Genomic DNA, 18,760 nt, shown 5'->3' on the forward strand with positions numbered 1-18,760 from the left:
CCGGCTCTGCAGCGCACCGCACCGGACGATGCTTCGCATCGCCGGGGGCGCTGCGCTGCGTCCGGGGCACGAGACTGCCGCACTTCACGCCAGCGTATGCACGATCACCGGCCCAGCCACGGCGCGTGCGTCGCCTGCCAGCAGCGAGCCGAGATCCTTCTCGATCCAAGCGATCGCGCGCCTGTTCGCCTCCTCGGCCTGCTCGAACTTGTCGAAGATCGAGATCGCGGTGACCGTATCGTCGCCAGCATAGACGACGTAATAGGCGCGAAAACCGTCGACGTCGCTGATGATCGGAACGGCACCGTCCTTGATGCGGCGCGCCAGCTCTTCCGCGCTCCCGCTTTTCGCCTTGGCCTGACGGATGGCGGCATACATGGCATCCTCCTTCCGGCTCCTGATGTGAGGGCCTGGAGCCCGGGCGGGATGTTACGCCGAAGCGCACCGCCAATCCACGCTTGGTTAACCTGATCCTAATCCGCCTCCGCGATCCGCAACCGGGGATTAAGCACGCCTCAACATCGGTGCCTTAGTCTCGCCGCACTCACTTTTCGCAAACAAGGGCGGCCTATCCTGCCGGGCGAAGTGACATCAGGGGGTTCATCATGCGCATTGCGTTGCTGCTGACCGCAACCATCGTCGGCGCGCTCTTCGCCAATCCATCCCATGCCGGATCGCTCGATTCCGACGCGGCCCAGCCGCTGCCGCCGGGCTTCCAGAGCTACCGTGGCTACATGTTCGACATCTCCGAGAACCGCGATCGCAAGGATGTCGACAAGCTCACCGAGAACCTGAAGAGCCAGATCGACGTCGTCGAAGGCGTCGGCCTCTCCCCGCGCGTGCTGCGCTTCTTCCACACCGTTCCGATCGTCGCGAGCGAGCTCGCCTGCCTCGACGAAGGCGCCGCCACCGCCTGCTACGGCCGGGTCACGCCGGATATGCAGCGCACCGCGCCCCGGACCCTCACGGTCTGGGATCCCGCCAAGCAGCGCTGGACCAATCCGAACGCCGTCGATCTCGCGGTCGATTCGGGACTCGGCGTGATCATGCTGCGGCCGGACATGATGCGCTACGAAAAGGAGGCCGTGCTGCTGCACGAGCTGCTGCACGCCTATCATGCGCGGCTTCTGCCGGACGGCTACGCCAACAAGGGCGTGATCGGCTACTATGCGCTGGCCAAGTCCAAGGAGCTCCTCCCGAAGGAATCCTACGCGATGAAGAACCCGATGGAGTTCTTCGCCGTGACCGCCAGCATCTTCCTCTCCGGAAAGAGCGAATTCCACGATCCGAAGTCGCGCGAGGCGCTCAAGGAGAAGATGCCGGACTATTACAAATACCTGGTCGGCGTGTTCGGCTTCGATCCCGAGCCGGCGGCGTCGAACGGCCCGGTGGCCTCGCTGAAGTGAGGCAGTCTTCTCAAGCCAAGCCAGCCAAAAGCCGCGCGAAATGCGCGGCTTTTTTGTTTTGTCAGCCGGAAGCTGCGGATGACGCGCTGGCGGGAATTGCCAAGGCGGGGCCCGATCTGCATAGTCCCGCCGCATCAATACCGTCTTTCGAAGGGGATAAGAGAACATGGCGGACGCCGACCTGGATGTCGTGATCCGGCAACTGGCCAGACAGCTGCATACGGGTCTGATGACCCGCGCCAAGGAGCGGCGGGATCGCTTCAACGGCCTCGCGGCCAAGGCCAAGGGCAAGGAGACCGGCGAGCGCTTCAAGATGATGGCCAAGGCCACCATGGAGCAGGCCACCGCCGCCGCCAAGCGCCTGCAGATGTCCGCCGACAACGTCGCCGACAGCTACGCGCGGTCGATGCGGCTCGCCGCCAGCACGCCGGTTGCGGTGAAGGTGGAAAAGAACGTGAAGGACGAGAAGCCGGCGAAGAAGGCCGCCAAGGCGAAGAAGGCAAAAGCCAAGAAGGCGAAGTAAGGCGAGGTGCCTTCACCTCTCCCCGCTTGCGGGGAGAGGTCGGATTGCATCGCAGATGCAATCCGGGTGAGGGGGTACAGCTACCGCGACGACCGCGCGTGTGGATAGAGCCCCTCACCCCAACCCTCTCCCCGTAAGAACGGGGAGAGGGAGACAACTCCCTCACCTTCTCGGCGACGACATCCGGGTCGGCTCGGCGCTAGCGAGTTCGGCCAGCTTGGCGCGTGCGGCCTCTCGCGCGCGGCCGTCCTTGCCGACGGGCAGCGCCAGCGTGGCCTCGAAATCGGCGCGGGCATCGTCGATCTGGCCGCGGGTGAGAAACGCGAGACCGCGATCGAGATGAGCCTGCGCGTCGGAAGGGTCGAGGCGGACCGCCGTGTTGTAGCTCAGGATGGCGCGGTCGAAATCGCCCATGGCGGCAAGCGCGAGACCGCGCTGGTGATAGGGCGCGGCGCGCCTGGGATCATGCGCGATCGCCTCGTCGTAATCCGCAATGGCAAGCTCGAGGTCGCCGTTCTGCCGGCGCGCCAGCGCCCGGTCCCGATAGAGCGAGGCGCGGTTGGGATTGAGATGGATGGCCTCGTCGAAATCGGCGATCGCCCGCTTGAAGTCGCCGTGGCGCAGTGCGATCCGCCCGCGCCCCTCATAGGCGAAGGCGATCAGCGAGCCCCGCAGCGGCGAGAAGCCGATCACGGCCGAGCAGATGTCGGGATCGTCCTCGTCGCCGCAATTGACGACCATGTGCGTGGACAAGCCGACGAGCACGCAAAGGACAATCAGCAATGGTACGGCAGCTCTGGTCATCATCGACGGTGGCCGGCAGCGGGCCGGCCACGAATCCCCTTTCGAAGGAATGGTCACGTCGAGGTGTTAACACCGGCGGGGACGACCCTGTGTGCGCCAGGTCACAAGCCGGACGCAAATCCTCACCGGTTCCGTTAGCCCCAAGGTCCACGTGAGGGGCCACGCGAGGACGATCGGCCCCAGGGGCCGCGCGGCGGGTCGTTTTCGTTGGCGCCGACCGACGGCGCCGCCCGCGTGCCGAGCTCGGCCGCGAGTTGCTGGAGGGCGGCGATGCGGTTCTGCGTCGAGGGATGGGTGGCGAACAGATTGTCCACGCCGTGGCCCGACAGCGGATTGATGATGAACATGTGCGCGGTCGCGGGATTCCGCTCCGCCTCGTAGTTCGGCACCTGGTGCGCGGCGCCCTCGATCTTCACCAGCGCGGAGGCCAGCCACATCGGCTGTCCCACGATGCGCGCACCGAGATTGTCCGCGGCATATTCGCGGGTGCGGCTGATTGCCATTTGCACCAGCATGGCGCCGAGCGGGGCGAGGATCATCAACAAGATCGAGCCGACGATGCCCGGACCGCTGTTGTTGTCGCGGTGGCCCCCGAAGAACATGCCGAACTGCGCCAGCATCGAGATCGCGCCCGCGATGGTCGCAGTGATGGTCATCAGCAGCGTATCATGATGCTTGATATGCGCGAGCTCGTGCGCGATCACGCCGGCGAGCTCCTCGCGGCTGAGCTGGCGTACAAGACCGGTGGTGACGGCGACCGCGGCGTTTTCAGGATTGCGACCGGTCGCGAATGCATTGGGCTGCATCTCATCCATCAGGAACACGCGCGGCATCGGCAAGCCAGCGCGGCCCGCAAGCTCGGCGACGAGCCCGACCAGTTCCGGCGCGGTCGAACGGTCGACCTCATGGGCCCCGTACATCGAGAGCACCATGCGGTCGGAGTTCCAGTAGGTGAAGATATTGGTCGCGGCGGCAATGACGAGCGCGATCATCGCGCCGGAGGCGCCACCGATCAGATAGCCGACGCCCATGAAAAGGGCAGTCAGGCCTGCAAGCAGCATCGCGGTACGAAAATAGTTCATGGCCGTCTCCTCGAGCCAGCCGCGGGCGCGCCTCTGGCCGGCTTCCCCCGAAGTATGAATGCCGCCCACGACCGCAAGGTTCGTGCGTCGCCGGGCCGCAGATCTATGGCGGTGCGGCTAGCCTTTCCGCCGCCGCTAAACCTTGACGGGGATTTACGCAAAAACACACGTGGACACTTAGCAACCTGGAAAGCGCAGCGCTGGCTTAATCCGCGGTAACCGGGCACGTCGCACGGTTCTTGTGCATTGACCGGTTCCGTTGGCATCTCGTCAGCAAGGTGACGTCATGATGGACCGCTCACGCGCCGCTTCCGTCGACCCCACATCCGCTCCCTCACGTGACAAGAGCAAAACTGACGCGAAGGGCTTGCAGGAGGCGCTGCACGATCAGCTGTTCGCCCATGACGAGGGCAGCCACCAATCCGATGGGCAAACCGCGCCGGAACCAGAGCGCCGCCAGTCGTATCTGCGGCGCGGCGCCAAGATCGCCATCGGACTTGCCATCATCGCCGTGTTCGGTTGGCTACCGCTGCGCGCGATCTGGGAATATTCGAGCGTTGAGGCCGTGCTGAATTCCCGCCTCGTCACGTTGCGCACGCCGATCGGTGGCCGCGTCGCAGCCGCCCAGCGCGTCACCGACCTTGCCAAGCTAGATGCCGGAACCGTGGTCCTGCGCGTGGTGAACCCGCGCGGCGATCGTACCCGGCTCGACGATCTCCGGCGGCAGAAATCGCGCATGGAGAACGAACGACCGAGCCTTGCGGCGAAGCTCGCCTCGGCGCAAGCGGCGCAAAAGGACCTGGCGCGTCAGGCCGCCCAATTCCGCAATGGGCGCGTGCTCCAGCTCGAGGCCCGCATCGGCGAGATCCAGACCTCGATCGAGGCGGCGGCAGCGCGGAGGGACGAGGCCAACGCCGCCGTCGAACGCGCCTCCTCGCTGGCGAAATCCGGCAACGTCTCGACCGTCGAACTGGCACGGCTGACGCGCGAGCTCTCGGTGTCGCAGCAGACCGAGCTCGGCGCGCGCAAGCGGCTGGATGCGGCGAAGGTCGAGCTCGCCGCCGCGCAGAACGGCTCGTTCCTCGGCGACAGCTACAACGACCGGCCAAGTTCGGTACAGCGTGAGGAAGAGATGCGCCAGCGCGCGAGCGACCTCGAGGCCGACCTCGCACGCACCGACACCGAGATCGCCTGGCTCGCCAGCGAGATCATCGTGGAGGAGGTTCGCTTCGCCGATCTGTCGGAAGCCAACATCACGACACCCGTCGCGGGGCGGGTCTGGGAGATGATGACCTCGCCGGGCGAGGACGTGCAGGCCGGCCAGCCCCTGCTCAAGGTGCTCGACTGCAGCGGCGCCGTCATCACGGCCAATGTCACCGAGAACGTCTACAACCGCCTGCAGCTCGGCGACCGCGCCACCTTCGAGCCGAATGACGGCGGCGAGCCGATCTCCGGCAGCGTGGTCAATCTGACCGGCGCCGCCGGTGCGCCCGCCAATCTCGCCATCAATCCGGACGCGCTGAGCAAGGAGCCCTATCGCGTGACCGTGGCATCACGCGATGGCGCGGCCCGCGATTGCACCGTGGGACGCACTGGCCGCGTCGTGTTTGCCAGGCATGAGACCACGCCGTGACGACGGCGCTGACGCCCGGCCTGATTACGCTCGGCGCCTTCATGGTGATCGTGGCGCTGCTCCGGCGCGACAACACGATGGCCCGCTCGTTGCTGGCCATCGTGTCGGTGGCCTTGCTGCTGCGCTATCTCCATTGGCGGGTCACGGCGACGCTCCCGCCGCCGCATCTGACCGTCGATGCCGCGATCGGCTACCCCTTCATGCTGCTGGAGGCGGCCTCGCTGGTCGCGGTCGCGTTGTCGCTGCTGTTCCTGAGCCGGACGCGCGACCGCACCGGCGCAGCGCGGATCGACGGCCGCGCCACAGATCTGCTCGCGCCGTTGATCGATGTCTTCATCTGCACCTACAACGAGGAGCGATCGATCCTCGAGCGCACGATCATCGGCGCGACCGGCATGGACTACGGCAATTACCGCGTCTGGGTGCTCGACGACGGAAGGCGGCCCTGGCTCCGGCGCCTGTCGGCCGAGCTCGGCTGCCATTATCTGACCCGGCCCGACAACCGCCACGCCAAGGCCGGCAACATCAATCACGCGCTCAAGCATGTCGGCGGGCTGCCGCAGCCGCCGGAATTCGTCGCCATTCTGGATGCCGACTTCGTGCCGCGGCCCGACTTCCTGGCGCGAACCATCCCGCTCATGGACGATGCGTCGGTCGGCGTGGTGCAGACGCCGCAGCACTTCATCAATCCCGACCCGATCCAGACCAACCTCGCCGCGACCGACGTCTGGCCCGACGAGCAACGCTTTTTCTTCGACATCCTAATGCCGGCGAAGGACGCCTGGGGTGTCGCGTTCTGCTGCGGCACCTCATCCCTCATTCGCTATGCCGGGCTGGTGCAGATCGGCGGGTTTCCGACCGATTCGGTGACCGAAGACTATCTCGTCAGCCTGCGCCTTAGGGAATGCCGCCTCAATACGATCTATCTCAACGAGCGCCTGACGATCGGGCTCGCGCCCGAAGGGCTGAAGGAATACATCACGCAACGCGCGCGCTGGTGCCTTGGCTTGATGCAGATCGTGCGCGGCCGCAGCGGACCGCTCTCACGGCGGTCGAAGCTTGCCTTCATCGACCGGCTCTCGCTGCTCGACGCCTTCATGAGTTGGGCCGCGGTCTACACCTCGAAGGTCGCCGGCCTCGTGGTGCCATGGTTGTTCCTGCTGTTCGGCATCAAGGCGGTTCGGGCCGATCTGACCGAGCTGATGCGCGTCTTTCTGCCGTTCTATGTCTGGAACGGTCTCGCCATGGCCTGGCTGTCGCACGGCCGCTCGCTCGCGATGATGACGGACGTCTCGCAGCTCATCGCCGCGCCCGCCGTGCTCAAGGCGGTTGCGGCCGGCCTGCTGAAGCCGAAGGGACACAAGTTCAAGGTTACCGCGAAGGGCGGCGACCGCGACCAGAGGTTCGTCGAATGGCCGCTGCTGCGGCTCTATGGCACCGCCCTTATCATCACGCTCGCGGCCATCGCCTATGCCTTCATCCTGCATCTGCGCGGCGAGAACATCGCCTATGGCGGATTGGCGCTGGCCTGGAGCCTCTACAACGCGCTCATCCTCACCGTGGTCTGCTTCGTCTGCATCGAGCAGCCGCGCAAGCGCAAGGCGGAGCGCTTCACGCGCAATGAGCCGGTGCTGCTGCGCCAAGACGGCAGGTCGCATCTCGCGCGGCTCGCCGACATCTCCATCACCGGCGCCCGCCTGATCGATCCCGATCCGCCGGCGCCCGGAAGCACGATCGAATGCCGGATCTATGGCCGCTCGGTCGCAGCGATCGTGGTGCGGCGGACCACGGACGGATTCGCGGTCCGGTTCGACGAGGGCATGGATACGCGCGTGCATGCGATCAGAGCGTTTTATGCCGGCGAATATGTCCGCGGCTATAGGGGCGTCAGGGCGCTCCCGGTCGGAAAAGCACTGCTGATGCGGCTGTTCGGCTAGCGCCACGCACTCGTAGCGCCAATGTCGGCTTCCCTCTCCGCTAGGGGGCGGAATGCACCTCTCTCAAGCTATCCGAAACGACGCCTGTAGTCCCTTGGGTGCTCTGAATATCGATCATCAATTGCTTCGCCATCTCCTGCAGACGATAACGATCTCGGTCGGTGAACTCCCGCGGCTGAGTATCGATTACACAAAGGCAGCCTACAACATGACCGGATGAAGTCCGTAGCGGGACTCCCGCGTAGAAGCGAATGCCTCTCTCCAGCACATGCGGATCGTCGGCGAAGCGCGGGTCTTCGGTCACATCCTCCGAAACCAGCATATCGTCTGCAGCGATCACATGCGCGTCGAGGGAGCCCTCGTGATTGCTCGGCAGACCTGCTTGAACTTCTTGGGCGCGGCTTTCAGCGGCGGTTGGCTGAATATTATCGACCAATGTCACCAGCGCGATCGGAACGTTGAACGCCTGCGCGACCTTTCTGGACGCCTCATCCAGGTCCTGACGTTTCGAGGCGTCCAAGCCAAGGCCGCGCAGCGCGGCGAGCTGCGCACGTTCGGCGTCGGCCGTGAGCTGAGGCGTATCGCCGAGAGCTGACGCGCGACCGACCCATGCTTCAACCTGCTCGACACATGCTTGGAGAGAGGCGAATGCCGCGTCGGCCGCCATCTGGGTCTTGAGCTCTCCCGTCTGTTCCGTTCCAGCGATCAAATTCCAGCAGCAGGCGGCAAGCTTCACCTGGGGAGCCCGACGGCGCAGGCGACGAAAGACATAGCGGGCGTAGACCTGTGGCTGCGGGTGAAAGTAGGACAGGCACACCACGTCGACCCCCTGGAGATCAAGTTGCTCCAATGCTCCCCGACTGACCACGATCGGCGGCAAGACCTTGGCGCCGATGTTGCGCTCCTCAAGCACCTGGGCGAGCATCTCCGCCGCTGCGTGATCGAGCTCCGTGCGTCCTGCGAGACAGAGGACGCATGGTCGCTGCGCGGTGTGATTTCCCTCTTCCACTGCAGGTGCTTTCTCGCGGATATGGTCGTCAACCTCCCGCACAACCGAGATAGCCGTATCCGCAACGAGACGCCGGTAGTTGGTGTCGATGCTGCTGCGCTGACGATCATTCTCCGCCAAGCGCAGCGCTGGAATTCCCACGTTATCGTACAGCTCGCGCGAGGAACACTCGTCTACATAGTTCTCGGCGAACTCAACCGCCTCCTCCAGGTTGCCAGCCAATAGGCGCTGGTAGAGTTGCTCCTCCGGCGCGAGCACAGGGTCGCTGCCGAGAAGAATGCCAAGGAACTCCAACTGCGGGACGTAGCGCCCAATGACGACGAGGCAGACGGTCAAAGGTGTCGCCAGAAATAGCCCGACGGGTCCCCACAGCATCGTCCAGAAGATCGCGGCGATGATGATTGCAAGGGATGACAGCCCGGTGCTGGAGCCGTAAAGCCAAGGCTCGATAATATTGTTGCTGACGAGTTCAGCCGTAACGAACAAACCGACGACCCAGAACAGCATCGTCCAGCCCGGATCGACGGCAATGGCCAGGGCAACGGGAAATATCGCAGCCAGAAAAGGACCGAGATAGGGAATGAATCGGAGTACCGCTGCGAGCAGGCCCCAAAGAATCGCGTTCGGTACGCCAACAAAGTAGAGTGCAACGCCGATCGGCACGCCATAAGTTAGATTAACAACGAGCTGCATCAGCAGATAACGGCTGACCCGCGAGGCAGCATCGTTGATGGCTTGGGTGCTCTTCTGAAGGTCACCGGCTCCCGCCAGCTTGATGAATCGATCGCGCAAGTCTTCGCGCTCGAGCAGCACGAAGATCACGAAAATGACGACCAGCCCGGAAGTCGCAAGCGGCGCCAGCAATGGACCTATGACCGAGCGAATGAGCTCCAGCGGTCTCGGCTGTGGCGGCTCCACCCGCACGGTGACAGGCTCCCGACTCTCACCACCGGTGTCAAGCCGGGAGGACGCAGCCGCCGACTTCTTCTCGTCTCCCGAGATCTCTCTGCCGAGATCCTGCATCGTCGTGGTGACGGCGTCGACGACCCCACCGCCCGGCGCGGAGCTCTGCAACGAGCGGATCTTCTCGGTGATGGTGGTCTGATAATTGGGAAGGTTGCCGGCGAGCTGGACCAGTTGGCGCCCAACGACCAAGGCGATCCCTGAGACGACGATGAAGGCAATGGAAACGGCAATTAATACCGCTGCAATGCGAGGCACTTTCCAACGTCTCAGCCAATTGACCAAGGGCGTGAGAACGAAGCTCAGCAGGATCGCAAGGGCAAAAGGAACGAAGATTTCCCGGCCGAGATAGAGGGCTCCGATGGCCAGGACGATGCCGCCGGCCGTGAGCATGGGCGAGGCCGCGGCTCGCACGGCCGGTGTTCGTTGCGGCGAGGCCGGAGGCAACTCGGCCATAGGACGAGCCTCTCAGTAAGGATTTCGACAGGTCAACCCCGATTCGGCGGGTTTGATCCAACCGGGCCTAAGCGCATGCCCTGCGCACCAAGGCGGGCGGCCTATCGTCCTCCGGATCAGGTGCAGGGTGGGGATAGTCTGGGGCGGCCGCTTCACCTAAACTTCGGCCGAATCCACGCCTGCCCCCTCCCCGCCGGAACCCCCATGGTCCAGACCCGATTTCTGATCGCGGCCGTCACGCTTCTCGCATGCACCGCCACCGTCTCCGCCCAAATGCTTCCGCCTCCTGCCAAGCCCGCAGTGCCGAAGGCCTCCTCGCCGCGCGCCGCCTCATGCCACAATGGAGCGAGCTTCGATCGCTTCCTCGCCGACGTGAAGCAGCAAGCGGTGGCCGCCGGCGTCTCGCAGCGGACGATCGCTGAGGCTTCGCCGTATCTCGTCTACGACCAGGGCATCGTCAACCGTGACCGCGGCCAGCGCGTGTTCGGGCAGCTCTTCACCGAATTTGCCGGCCGCATGGCCGCGCCCTATCGCATGCAGAACGGGCAGCAGCACATCAAGCGATACGCCGCGGCGTTTGCACGCGCCGAAAAAGACTATGGCGTGCCGCCCGCCGTGATCGCCGCATTCTGGGGCCTCGAGAGCGACTTCGGCGCCAACATGGGCAACCTGCCGACGCTGAAATCGCTGGTGTCGCTCGCCTATGATTGCCGCCGCTCCGAGATGTTCGTGAACGAGACCATCGCCGCGCTGAAGATCATCGACCGCGGCGATCTGCATCCCGACGAGATGATCGGCTCCTGGGCCGGCGAGCTCGGTCAGACGCAATTCCTGCCCGTGCATTACGTCAACTACGCGGTCGATTATGACGGCGATGGACGGCGCGACCTGTTGCGCTCCGGCGCCGACGTGATCGGCTCGACCGCCAACTACATCGCCAATGGACTGAAGTGGCGGCGCGGCGAGCCATGGCTGGAAGAGATCAAGGTGCCGCCGAACCTGCCGTGGGACAAGACCGATCTCACGGTGCGCGAGCCGCGCTCGACATGGGCGCAGCTGGGGGTCACCTATCCCGACGGACGGCCGCTGCCGAACGACAATCTTGCGGCCTCCGTGCTGCTGCCGATGGGACGCTTTGGTCCCGCCTTCATGGCCTACCCCAATTTCGCGGCCTACACCGAGTGGAATAACTCGCTGATTTATTCGACCACCGCGGGCTATCTCGCCTCGCGCATCGCCGGTGCCGCGCCGATGCGCAAGCCGGCGGCGCCGGTCGCGCAATTGCCGTTCAACGAGCTCAAGGAATTGCAGCAGCTGCTGGTGCGCGCCGGCTTCAATGTCGGCAAGGTCGACGGTGTGCTCGGCCAGCAAAGCCGCGCTGCTGTGAAGGCGATGCAAATCAAGTACGGCCTGCCGGCGGATTCCTGGCCGACGGCGGAGCTGCTCGCGCGGATGCGCGGCAGCACGGCGCAGGCGCAGCCACAGACGACGATCCGCTAAACCCTCCTCTGTCATGCCCCGGCTTGACCGGCTTGACCGGGGCATCCAGTACGCCGCGGCCTCTTGATTCAGCCACAACCGCCTCGGCGTACTGGATCGCCCGGTCGAGCCGGGCGATGACAGTGAGGGTGTGGCGCGATGCTACCGCGAGCAGCGCGAGAGAATTTTCGCATCGCACAAGCCGCTTCCGCGATTGTATTTTTCCATGAGGCTCCCATGTGAGTGGCTCAGGTTTTCTCCTGAGATTTCCCACCATTGAAGCGAGCATCACATGTCCTTCTACGACGCCGTCGTCCCCGCCTATTTGCAAATGCTGAACAGCGTGACCGGGCTGCTCACCAAAGCCGAGGCGCATTGCACGGCCAAGAAGATCGATCCCAGCGTCCTGCTCGGCTCGCGCCTCTTCCCGGACATGCTGCCGCTGTCGAGGCAGATCCAGCTCGTCAGCGATTTCGCCGCCAAGGGCTGTGCCCGGCTGACCCATAGCGAGGTGCCGTCGACGCCCGACACGGAGACCAGCTTCGCGGAATTGAAGCAGCGGCTGGCGAGGACGATCGACTATGTGAAATCGTTCAAGCCCGAGCAGTTCGAAGGCGCCGATGTCAGGGACGTCACCTTCCCGGCCGGCCCCGACAAATCCATCACCATGAAAGGCCAGCAATTCCTGAGCTCGTTCTCGCTGCCGAACTTCTATTTCCACGCCGCAATCGCCCACGGTATTTTGCGTCACAACGGCGTCGAGATCGGCAAACGCGATTTCATGGGCGCAAACTGATTGCCAAATCGCACGACCGCGACAGTCGCAATCCACTGTCGTGGCCGAAATTGCGCACGAATTATGCTACGCGGCCCTTGCCGCGTAGCCCGCCTGCACTTTGCGTATGGCTCCGCTCTTGCGCTGATCGTCGCGATGCACAAGTGTTTCAGACCTCTCACCGCCTGGAAACATTTCCCATGAGCCGTTCGACCAAATTGTTTGAGACCTACAAGCTCGGCCCGATCACGCTGGCCAATCGCCTGGTCATGGCGCCGCTGACGCGCAACCGCGCCGTTCCCGGCACGTTCGTGCCCGGCGCGCTCGCCGCCGACTATTACGGCCAGCGCGCCTCCGCAGGCCTCCTGATCACCGAAGCGAGCCAGATTTCGCAGCAGGGTCAGGGTTACCAGGACACGCCCGGCATCTACTCGAAGGATCAGGTCGCCGGCTGGCGCAAGGTCACCGACCGCGTCCACGAGCGCGGCGGCAAGATCTTCATCCAGCTCTGGCATGTCGGCCGCATCTCGCATGTCGATCTCCAGGCGAATGGAGCAGCTCCGGTGGCGCCAAGCGCAATCCGCGCCAAGGGCAAGACTTTCGTCAACGGCGGCTTCGCCGACGTCTCCGAGCCGCGCGCACTCGAGCTTTCCGAAATTCCAGGGATTATCGACGATTTCAAGCGCGCGACCAAGAATGCGCTGGAAGCCGGCTTCGACGGCATCGAGATCCACGGCGCCAACGGCTATCTGCTCGACCAGTTCGCCAGGGATGGCGCCAACAAGCGCACCGACGCCTATGGCGGCTCGATCGAGAACCGCGCGCGGCTGATGCTGGAAGTCGCCAAGGCCGTCGCCACTGAGGCCGGCAGCGATCGCACCGGCATCCGCATCTCGCCGGTGACGCCGGCGAACGATCTCTCCGACAGCAACCCGCAACCGCTTTTCGATCACATCGTCGACGGCCTCAGCGCGCTGAAGCTCGTTTATCTCCACGTCGTCGAAGGCGCCACCGGCGGGCCGCGCGACATCGCGCCGTTCGACTATGCCTCCTTGCGCAAGCGCTTCTCCGGCGCCTACGTCGCCAACAACGGTTATGATTTCAATCTCGCGACAAAGGTGCTGGACGCGAACGCGGCCGATCTCATCGCCTTCGGCAAGCCGTTCATCTCCAACCCCGACCTGGTCGAGCGGCTGAAGCAGGGCGCAGGCCTGAACGACTGGGACAAGGCCACCTTCTACGGCGGCGGCGCGAAGGGGTATACGGATTACGCGACGCTGGCGGCCGAGCCGGCGGAATAGCGCAGTAGCGCACTGTCATGCCCCGCGAAGGCGGGGCATCCAGTATTCCACCAGCAGCGAGATTCATCCGAGAGGCCGCGGCGTGCTGGATCGCCCGCCTTTGCGGGCAATGACAGTCGTGAGTGCGGTAAGGCCGTCCCACAATCTCGTCATTGCGAGCGCAGCGAAGCAATCCAGAATCGTTCCGCGGGTAGCAGTCTGGATTGCTTCGCTGCGCTCGCAATGACAGTGGTGAGAGATCGCGCCACAAGCGTAAAAGAAAAAGGCCGGGATCGCTCCCGGCCTTTCGTGTTTGATGGCGTTACGCGCCGGTTACTTCGCTTCCGCGCGCTTCGGCGGCGTGGCGGGCCACGACTTGATCAGCGTGTCGTAGTCGACCGTCTCGCCCTTCGGCTTCTCGTTGGCGAGCTTGCGCTGGGGCGCGATGGTGCCGTCCTTCTGGGCCTTGGCGAACCAGTACTCGGCCGACTCCTTCTTGTGCAGCTTCGGGCCGCAGGCGCCCTGCACGCCGGACTTCTCCAGGCGCTCCAACACGGAGTCCTGGGCCGCCGCGAGAGCGTCCATCGCGGCTTGCGGCGTCTTCGCACCGGACGACGCATCGCCGATGTTCTGCCACCACAGCTGCGCGAGCTTCGGATAGTCGGGCACGTTGTTGCCGGTCGGGGTCCACTGCACGCGCGCGGGCGAGCGGTAGAACTCGATCAGGCCACCGAGCTTCGGCGCACGCTCGGTGAACGACTTGTCCCAGATGTCGGATTCACGGATGAAGGTGAGACCGACATGGCTCTTCTTCAGGCTCACCGACTTGGAGACGATGAACTGGAGATAGAGCCAGGCTGCCTTGCGGCGATCCGGCGGCGTCGACTTCAGCAGCGTGGCGGAGCCGGCGTCCTGGTAGCCGAGCTTCATGCCTTCCTTCCAGTAGGAGCCGTGCGGCGACGGAGCCATACGCCACTTCGGCGTACCGTCCGCATTCACCACCGGCAGACCCGGCTTCACCATGTCGGCAGTGAAGGCGGTGTACCAGAACATCTGCTGGGCGATGTTGCCCTGCGACGGCACGGGGCCGGACTCGGAGAAGGTCATGCCCTGCGCCTGCGGCGGGGCATACTTCTTCATCCAGTCGAGGTACTTGGTGATCGAGTAGACTGCGGCCGGACCATTGGTGTCGCCGCCACGCTCCACCGAAGAGCCGACCGGGCGGCAGCCCTCCATGCGGATGCCCCATTCGTCGACCGGCAGACCGTTCGGAATGCCCTTGTCACCGTTGCCGGCCATCGACAGCCAGGCGTCGGTGAAGCGCCATCCGAGCGAGGGGTCCTTCTTGCCATAATCCATATGGCCGTAGACCTTGACGCCGTTGATCTCCTTGATGTCGTTGGTGAAGAACTCGGCGATGTCCTCATAGGCCGACCAGTTCACGGGCACGCCGAGCTCGTAGCCATACTTGGCCTTGAACTTGGCCTTGTAGTCGGGATTGGTGAACCAGTCGTAGCGGAACCAGTAGAGGTTCGCGAACTGCTGGTCGGGCAGCTGGTAGAGCTTCCCGTCCGGCCCGGTGCCGAACGACTTGCCGATGAAGTCGTTGACGTCGAGCATGGGGTTGGTGACGTCCTTGCCCTCGCCGGTCATGTAGTCCGACAGCGCAATGGTCTGGCCGTAGCGGAAATGCGTGCCGATCAAGTCGGAGTCGTTGATCCAGCCGTCATAGACGTTCTTGCCGGATTGCATCTGGGTCTGGAGCTTCTCGACGACGTCACCTTCCTGGATGAGATCGTGCTTGAGCTTGATGCCGGTGAGCTCGGAGAATGCCTTGGCGAGCGTCTGCGCCTCGTATTCATGAGTCGTGATCGTCTCGGAGACGACGTTGATCTCCATGCCCTTGAACGGCTCGGCGGCCTTGGCGAACCACTCCAGCTCCTTCTTCTGGTCTTCCTTCGACAGCGTCGAAGGCGTGAATTCCGCGATCCACTTCTGGATCACGGCCTCGTCGGCGGCGCGAACCGGCGCCGAGACGGCGAACGACACTGCGATGATCGCAGCGGCGCTGGACATGGTCAGAAAACTATTCTTGGTCAATGGACCTTTCCTTCTCCTAAACTGTCGCATGTTGTTCCTCCGTTGCAGCGACAAACTTTTATACAGGCCCGGGTTGGCCCCGGATCTGGCCGTCCCTTCGCAAGCTTCAGACCGTGCGGAAAATGAGCGCGGCCGTGACCAGCGAAATTCCTGATGCGAGCCACAGGCTCGAAATCTCAAAACCATCCTCGCCGATCGGCAGCGTGGCGATCGCATCGGTGCCGACAAGGCCGATCCACACGAGGTGGATGACGGCGGCCACGATCAGCGAGACGAACAGGCGGTCGCCGCGCGTGGTCGGGATGCGCAGCACGCCGACGCGCTCGGCCTCGGGATAGACCGCGGCGAGCCAAGTCATCACGGCGAGCGTGCAGGCCAGTGCGGCGAAGAAGATCGCGGTCGGCAACGTCCAGGCCATCCATGCGATGGATTCCATGTGAGCCTCCCTAGACCCGGCCGAGCGCGAAACCGCGCGCGATATAGTTGCGGACGAACCAGATCACGAGCGCGCCCGGAATGATGGTGAGCACGCCGGCGGCAGCCAGCAGGCCCCAGTCCATGCCCGCCGCCGACACCGTGCGCGTCATGATCGCGGCTATGGGCTTTGCATGCACCGAGGTCAGCGTGCGCGCCAGCAGCAGCTCGACCCAGGAGAACATGAAGCAGAAGAAGGCGGCGACGCCGATGCCGCTCGCGATCAGCGGCACCAGGATCCTGATGAAGAAGCGCGGAAAGGAATAGCCGTCGAGGAAGGCGGTCTCGTCGATCTCGCGCGGCACGCCGGAGACGAAGCCTTCCAGGATCCAGACTGCCAGCGGCACGTTGAAGATGCAGTGCGCGAGCGCGACGGCCCAGGGCGTGTCGAACAGCCCGATCGCCGAATAGAGGTTGAAGAACGGCAGCGCATAGACCGCGGCCGGCGCCATGCGGTTCGACAGGAGCCAGAAGAACAGGTGCTTGTCGCCGAGGAAGCGGTAGCGCGAGAACGCGTAGGCCGCCGGCAGCGCCACCGAGATCGAGATGATGGTGTTGAGGACGACGTATTCGAGCGAATTGATGTAGCCGGAATACCAGCTCTCGTCGGTGAAGATGCGCTTGTAATGCTGCAGCGTCGGAGTATGCGGCCACAGCGTCATCGTCGAGACGATCTCGCTGTTGGTCTTGAAGCTCATGTTGACGAGCCAGTAGATCGGCAGCAGCAGGAAGACCAGGAACAGCCCCATGATGAGGCGGCGGCCAGGGATAGAATGCATCAGGCCACTCCTTCCTTTGGCTTGAGCGCGGGCACGGGCTCGAGCACAGCCGATGGCTTCGGCTCCACCGCCGGCTCGCTCGAAGCCTGGACTTTGCGTTCGACGCCGGCATTGGTCATGACGGTGTAGAAGATCCAGCACACGATCAGGATGATCAGGTTGTAGACCAACGACAGCGCCGCGGCCTTGCCGAGGTCGAACTGGCCGAGCGCGATCTTGACGAGCTCGATCGAGACGAAGGTCGTGGAGTTGCCGGGCCCGCCGCCGGTAACGACGAACGGCTCGGTGTAGATCATGAAGCTGTCCATGAAGCGCAGCAGCACCGCGATCAGCAGCACGCGATTCATCTTCGGCAGCTGGATCGCCTTGAACACCGCCCAGCGCGAGGCGCCGTCGATCTGCGCCGCCTGGTAATATGCATCCGGAATCGACTTCAGGCCGGCATAGCAGAGCAGCGCGACGAGGCTGGTCCAGTGCCAGACGTCCATCACGATGACGGTGACCCAGGCGTCGATGTCGTTGGAGACGTAATTATAGTCGAAGCCGGCAGCGTTGAGCGCATAGCCGAGCAGGCCGATGTCCGGACGGCCAAAAATCTGCCAGATCGTGCCGACCACGTTCCACGGAATCAGCAGCGGCAGCGCGAGAATCACGAGGCAGGCCGCGACTGTCCAGCCCTCGCGCGGCATCGACAACGCGACAACGATGCCGAGCGGCACCTCGATCGCGAGGATCACCAGCGAAAAGAACAGATTGCGGCCGAGCGAGGCGAGAAATCGGCCGCCGAGATCGGTCGAGGGATCGAGCAATTCCTTGAACCAGCCGACGCCGTTCCAGAAGAACTGGTTGTTGCCGAAGGTGTCCTGCATCGAATAGTTCACCACCGTCATCAGCGGCAGCACCGCCGAGAAGGCGACGACCAGGAACACCGGTAGCACCAGGAACCAGGCTTTTTGGTTGACGGTCTTGTCCATCAGGCGGCTCCCTCCACCAGAAGGCTGTCGGCATAGACGTGGACGTGCGACGGGTCGAATTTCAGTCCGGCATTGCCGTCTGAGCTCGTGAAGCCGCCGGGGGCGCGCGCCGCCAGCTTGGCATCCCCGAGACGTGCCCGCGCGAAGCGGATACGGCCAAGGTCATCGATGCGCTCGATCTTCGCAGTGAGCAGGCCCGGCGCCGGCGCAACGACCTCCACGAATTCGGGACGCACGCCGATCTCGATCTTCGCGCCTGCGGGCAGATAGTCGTAAGCGCGGTTGAGCGCAATGACGTGGCCGCCGATCTTGGCCTCGCGCCCCTTCACCTCGGCCGGCAGGATGTTCATGCCGGGCGAGCCGATGAAATAGCCGACGAAGGTATGGGCCGGCTTCTCGAACAGCTCGGCCGGCGTGCCGCTCTGCACCACGCGGCCGTCATGCATGACGACCACGGTGTCGGCGAAGGTCAGCGCCTCGGTCTGGTCGTGGGTGACGTAGATCATCGTGAGGTCGAGCTCGCGATGCAGCGCCTTCAGCTTGGAGCGGAGCTGCCATTTCAGCTCGGGATCGATCACCGTCAGTGGCTCGTCGAACAGCACGGCGGCGACGTCGGAGCGGACGAGGCCGCGGCCGAGCGAGATCTTCTGCTTGGCATCGGCCGTGAGCCGCGTCGCCTTGCGGTTCAGATAAGGCTCGAGGTCGAGCAGGCGGCCGATCTCGGCGACGCGCCTGTCGATATCGGCCTTCGGCACGCCGCGGTTCTTCAGCGGAAACGCCAGGTTCTGCCCCACCGTCATGGTGTCGTAGATCACCGGAAACTGGAACACCTGGGCGATGTTGCGCTTCTGGGTTGACAGCGGTGTGATGTCCTTGCCGTCGAACAGGATCTGTCCGCGCGACGGCGTGATGATGCCGGAGATGACGTTGAGCAGCGTGGTCTTGCCGCAGCCGCTTGGGCCGAGCAGCGCATAGGCGCCGCCCTGCCTCCAGGTCATGGTGACGGGCTTCAGCGCAAAGCTCTCCTGCGGCGCATCATTGCCGCCGTAGGAATGGGCGAGATCGACGAGGTCAATGCGGGCCATA

General features: G+C 64.2%; 16 protein-coding genes. 7 read left to right on the top strand and 9 right to left on the bottom strand.

The window, feature by feature from the left end; genetic code table 11:
* Positions 1–84: 84 nt before the first annotated feature.
* Positions 85–378, bottom strand: coding sequence for an antibiotic biosynthesis monooxygenase (locus ACVIIV_RS35015; protein ID WP_456748259.1), 294 nt, complete (start codon positions 376–378; stop codon positions 85–87).
* 227 nt (positions 379–605) lie between these two features.
* Here ACVIIV_RS35015 and ACVIIV_RS35020 point away from each other — a divergent pair, with 227 nt between their 5' ends.
* Both ACVIIV_RS35020 and ACVIIV_RS35025 read left to right on the top strand, forming a co-directional pair.
* Positions 606–1,406, top strand: coding sequence for a hypothetical protein (locus ACVIIV_RS35020; protein WP_456748260.1), 801 nt, complete (start codon positions 606–608; stop codon positions 1,404–1,406).
* Positions 1,407–1,572: 166 nt separating this feature from the next.
* Entirely contained in the window at positions 1,573–1,929 is a 357-nt protein-coding gene (locus ACVIIV_RS35025) for a hypothetical protein (protein WP_456748261.1), read from the top strand.
* 162 nt (positions 1,930–2,091) lie between these two features.
* Here ACVIIV_RS35025 and ACVIIV_RS35030 read toward each other — a convergent pair whose 3' ends face one another.
* Positions 2,092–2,733: a tetratricopeptide repeat protein gene (locus tag ACVIIV_RS35030; protein ID WP_456748908.1), complete on the bottom strand. Its 642-nt coding sequence runs from the start codon at positions 2,731–2,733 to the stop codon at positions 2,092–2,094.
* 134 nt (positions 2,734–2,867) lie between these two features.
* Positions 2,868–3,815: a zinc metalloprotease HtpX gene (gene htpX, locus ACVIIV_RS35035; protein WP_456748262.1), complete on the bottom strand. Its 948-nt coding sequence runs from the start codon at positions 3,813–3,815 to the stop codon at positions 2,868–2,870.
* Positions 3,816–4,101: 286 nt separating this feature from the next.
* Between htpX and ACVIIV_RS35040 the strand changes: the two genes are divergently transcribed.
* Both ACVIIV_RS35040 and ACVIIV_RS35045 read left to right on the top strand, forming a co-directional pair.
* Positions 4,102–5,448 (top strand): HlyD family secretion protein, encoded by a 1,347-nt coding sequence (locus ACVIIV_RS35040; protein ID WP_456748263.1) that lies wholly within the window; start codon positions 4,102–4,104, stop codon positions 5,446–5,448.
* Positions 5,445–7,385, top strand: coding sequence for a glycosyltransferase (locus ACVIIV_RS35045; protein WP_456748264.1), 1,941 nt, complete (start codon positions 5,445–5,447; stop codon positions 7,383–7,385). The genes ACVIIV_RS35040 and ACVIIV_RS35045 overlap by 4 nt, the downstream gene beginning before the upstream one ends.
* Before the next feature lie 40 nt (positions 7,386–7,425).
* On the opposite strand, the gene ACVIIV_RS35050 is transcribed toward ACVIIV_RS35045, so the two are convergent.
* Positions 7,426–9,750, bottom strand: a complete 2,325-nt coding sequence (locus tag ACVIIV_RS35050; RefSeq protein WP_456748265.1) for an AI-2E family transporter — start codon at positions 9,748–9,750, stop codon at positions 7,426–7,428.
* A 267-nt stretch (positions 9,751–10,017) separates the two neighbouring features.
* On the opposite strand from ACVIIV_RS35050, the gene ACVIIV_RS35055 reads away from it, so the two are divergent.
* The 3 genes from ACVIIV_RS35055 to ACVIIV_RS35065 all read left to right on the top strand — a co-directional run bounded on the left by ACVIIV_RS35055 (position 10,018) and on the right by ACVIIV_RS35065 (position 13,368).
* Positions 10,018–11,313: a lytic murein transglycosylase gene (locus tag ACVIIV_RS35055; protein WP_456748266.1), complete on the top strand. Its 1,296-nt coding sequence runs from the start codon at positions 10,018–10,020 to the stop codon at positions 11,311–11,313.
* Positions 11,314–11,584: 271 nt separating this feature from the next.
* Complete coding sequence (locus tag ACVIIV_RS35060; protein ID WP_456748267.1) at positions 11,585–12,088, top strand: DUF1993 domain-containing protein; 504 nt, start codon at positions 11,585–11,587, stop codon at positions 12,086–12,088.
* Between the two features lie 179 nt (positions 12,089–12,267).
* Positions 12,268–13,368, top strand: coding sequence for an alkene reductase (locus tag ACVIIV_RS35065; RefSeq protein WP_456748268.1), 1,101 nt, complete (start codon positions 12,268–12,270; stop codon positions 13,366–13,368).
* Positions 13,369–13,680: 312 nt separating this feature from the next.
* Here the strand turns inward: ACVIIV_RS35065 and ACVIIV_RS35070 are convergent, their stop codons facing one another.
* The 5 genes from ACVIIV_RS35070 to ACVIIV_RS35090 all read right to left on the bottom strand — a co-directional run bounded on the left by ACVIIV_RS35070 (position 13,681) and on the right by ACVIIV_RS35090 (position 18,759).
* Positions 13,681–15,423 carry an ABC transporter substrate-binding protein gene (locus ACVIIV_RS35070; RefSeq protein ID WP_456748909.1) on the bottom strand — a complete coding sequence of 581 codons (1,743 nt, stop codon included), beginning with the start codon at positions 15,421–15,423 and terminating at the stop codon, positions 13,681–13,683.
* 130 nt (positions 15,424–15,553) lie between these two features.
* Positions 15,554–15,883, bottom strand: a complete 330-nt coding sequence (locus ACVIIV_RS35075; RefSeq protein WP_456748269.1) for a DUF2160 domain-containing protein — start codon at positions 15,881–15,883, stop codon at positions 15,554–15,556.
* Between the two features lie 10 nt (positions 15,884–15,893).
* Complete coding sequence (locus ACVIIV_RS35080) at positions 15,894–16,700, bottom strand: carbohydrate ABC transporter permease (protein ID WP_456748270.1); 807 nt, start codon at positions 16,698–16,700, stop codon at positions 15,894–15,896.
* Positions 16,700–17,674, bottom strand: coding sequence for a carbohydrate ABC transporter permease (locus ACVIIV_RS35085; protein ID WP_456748271.1), 975 nt, complete (start codon positions 17,672–17,674; stop codon positions 16,700–16,702). Before ACVIIV_RS35085 ends, ACVIIV_RS35080 begins: the two co-directional genes overlap by 1 nt.
* The gene (locus tag ACVIIV_RS35090) at positions 17,674–18,759 is read right to left on the bottom strand and encodes an ABC transporter ATP-binding protein (RefSeq protein ID WP_456748272.1); all 1,086 of its coding nucleotides are present in this window, start codon (positions 18,757–18,759) and stop codon (positions 17,674–17,676) included. Before ACVIIV_RS35090 ends, ACVIIV_RS35085 begins: the two co-directional genes overlap by 1 nt.
* Between the last annotated feature and the right edge of the window lies 1 nt (position 18,760).

It is taken from the genome of Bradyrhizobium sp. USDA 4354 (assembly GCF_054060315.1).